This window comes from Wolbachia endosymbiont of Pentidionis agamae, from assembly GCF_036711655.1.
Taxonomy (GTDB): Bacteria; Pseudomonadota; Alphaproteobacteria; order Rickettsiales; family Anaplasmataceae; genus JAZHPY01.
The window spans coordinates 1-2,876 of record NZ_JAZHPY010000104.1 but is presented as its reverse complement, the minus strand read 5'-3'; the positions used below and the strand labels follow the sequence as shown (position 1 = coordinate 2,876).

General features: G+C 28.4%; 3 protein-coding genes. All 3 read left to right on the top strand.

Annotated elements, in window-relative coordinates:
• Positions 1–1,182: HlyC/CorC family transporter (locus V6U76_RS04990; RefSeq protein ID WP_333024027.1), on the top strand; the 1,182-nt coding region annotated here is incomplete at its 5' end.
• A 10-nt stretch (positions 1,183–1,192) separates the two neighbouring features.
• Entirely contained in the window at positions 1,193–1,444 is a 252-nt protein-coding gene (locus V6U76_RS04985) for a DUF2312 domain-containing protein (protein WP_408647431.1), read from the top strand.
• 595 nt (positions 1,445–2,039) lie between these two features.
• Positions 2,040–2,582 carry a CDP-diacylglycerol--glycerol-3-phosphate 3-phosphatidyltransferase gene (pgsA, locus tag V6U76_RS04980; RefSeq protein WP_333024025.1) on the top strand — a complete coding sequence of 181 codons (543 nt, stop codon included), beginning with the start codon at positions 2,040–2,042 and terminating at the stop codon, positions 2,580–2,582.
• Positions 2,583–2,876 lie beyond the last annotated feature (294 nt).

Genomic DNA, 2,876 nt, shown 5'->3' with positions numbered 1-2,876 from the left:
TTAATTTCGGTGAGCAGGTCTCAAATAAATAAACTAAAGCTTCATTGTAATAAGAAAGCTAAGATAATAAATTATTTATTACATAGAAAAGAATTGACTATAGGGACCATACTGCTTTTAAATACAGTAATCAATATAGCTTCTTCTGTATTATCAACAGTAATATTCATAAAATTTTTTGGTAGTGGGGGAGTATTTGTATCAACGTTAATAATGTCCTGTTGTATCTTATTATTTTGCGAAGTATTACCGAAAACTTATTCAATTCAGAACCCTGAAAAAGTAGCATTATTTTTTTCTTACTTTTTATTACTTTGCGTAAAAATCTTTTCTCCTGTAACAATAGGTATTCAATTTATTGTCAATGGTATTTTAAAATTATGCGGACTACATAAAGACAAAGAAGTGATTTCAGCAGCAGATGCAATGCGTAATATGATTACCTTGCATCGTAGTGAAGGGACAATGTTGCAGGAAGATCTTAATATGCTAAGCAGTATACTAGATTTAGCTGAAACTGAAATATCACAAATCATGACGCATAGAAAGAATTTATTTGCTCTTAATATAGAGCAAAGTAAAGAGGATTTAGTAAAAAATATTTTAACTAGTAATCATAGTAGGATACCATTGTGGAGCACGGAACCAGATAACATAGTTGGTATAATCCATGCGAAAGATCTAGTTAATGCTTTGCGGAGAGAAAACAACAACTTAGAAAAAATTGATATTACGAAGGTGATGCTAAAACCTTGGTTTGTACCAGAAAGCACTCCTTTAAGTGTACAACTTCATAATTTTCGTAAAAATAGAAGGCATTTTGCGCTTGTTGTGGATGAATATGGTGCACTGCAAGGAATAGTAACTTTGGAAGATATACTTGAAGAAATAGTAGGTGATATTTCTGATGAACATGATCTAGTTACTGAAGATTTAATAAAGAAAATATCTGATACAGTGTATAATATTAACGGAGAAGTAAACATTAGAGATATTAATAGAGAGTTGCACTGGAATCTTCCAAATGAGGAAGCTTCTACTCTTGCAGGTATGATTGTTAATGATATAGAGCGTATTCCAAATGAAGAAGAAGAATTTTCTCTATATGGATTTCGTTTTAAAATTCTAAAGAAAGAAAAAAATATTATTACAAATATTCAAGTAAAAATTGATAATAAATAAAAGGAGATTTATGATACAAAATATAACAGCAGAAGAATTAAGATCTTATATAGAAAGAATTGAAAAGCTTGAACAAGAAAGAAAAGACGTTCAAGATCATATACGTGATATCTACACTAAAGCGGCTAATGAAGGTTTCAATACAAAAATTATGAAACAAATCATAAAATTAAGAAAGATGGATAGTGATGATAGGGAAAATCAAGAAACACTACTTGATGTCTATAAACGTGCATTGGGAATGAGTAGTGAAGAAAAGTGACAATGATCTACAACTACTACAATGTTAACTTGTGATATGTGAAAGTTTAGCTAATAAAGGAAAAATATTACAATAGGAGTATTTTAGCAATGATATTAATCATATCCATTTAATGTGTGAAATGCAAAGCCATGTTTGTAGTTTATACTGAAGTTGTTATACTAAAGTGCTAATCTAAGGATATGGACTACCAAACATAAATTGTGTAAAGCGTGGGTTACTCAATTCAAGATAAATGCTTTAAATGGCAAAAGTAGATTTGGGCTTTGAATAATCTTTAGTGTAACTTCATCATTTATGCTATTTGTTTATGTTGTAATTGGAGTTGATTTCTCTTGTGTTACTATGATGCATACCATAAAATTAAACTCCATTCTATGCAATTTTCACACAGATTCTTGCTATACAGAATAAAGCAGTTAAAAATATCATTACCTATTGATTTTACATTTAAGGTTTCTTTTTTTCTTGAAAAACAAGATTCTTAATCATTAGATTTAAAGTATAATTTTATTTAAAAAGATATAGTATCTTACTTGTATACCACTTAATATTTCATTATGATTAAAAATATGCAATTAAGAGTAGAAGAGCAATGTTCAAAAAAAAATTGCCTAATTTACTTACAGTTTCTAGAGCGCTTACGATACCAGCAATCATATTAAGTTTTTACATAGAAAATAAATATGCAGATCGGATAACAATATCAATCTTCATTTTTGCATGTATTACAGATTTTTTTGATGGTTATCTTGCACGCACATGGCGAGTGCAATCAAAATTTGGTAGATTATTTGACCCAATAGCAGATAAGCTAATTATAGTAGCAACGATAATTATGCTTATTTATAGGCAAAAAATAAATGACTTTACAATCTTGCCATCAATTATAATAGTATGCAGGGAAATATTAGTTTCTGGATTACGAGAATTTTTAATAGCTATGCACATTAACATTCCAGTAAGTAAAGTAGGAAAATTTAAAACATTTTTCCAAATAACAGCAGTTGTGTTATTAATAATGAATAATTCTAACATTATTCAGAATATAGGAGAATTTTGTTTGTGGATTGCTGCAGCATTATCAGTATGGTCATGCTGCTATTATATTTTTACTGGAATGAAACAAATTCACTAAATTTACTAATAAATTATTAATTGTAACTTTGACTCCAGTCATTAATTTATTAATTAACTTGATTAATAGGTATGAAAAGGTATATAATTAGCTAGTTTATATGTGAATGAGGAAGGTATGAAAAGATTAGAAGAATTAAAATCAAACATAAATGATGGTAGAGATGATAATAATAACACTGTACCTACGAGTGATGAAAAATTTAATTATCAATCTGGTGAAGATCAAATTGAAGGTTGGGATGATATAGATTTAGAAAAAACTATCTCATACATAGAACATGTAGAAAAACTC

Excerpts from the sequence above, each read along its gene's own strand:
- V6U76_RS04985 (WP_408647431.1), top strand. The coding sequence starts at position 1,193 with ATGATACAAAATATAACAGCAGAAGAATTAAGATCTTATATAGAAAGA.
- pgsA (WP_333024025.1), top strand. The coding sequence starts at position 2,040 with ATGTTCAAAAAAAAATTGCCTAATTTACTTACAGTTTCTAGAGCGCTT.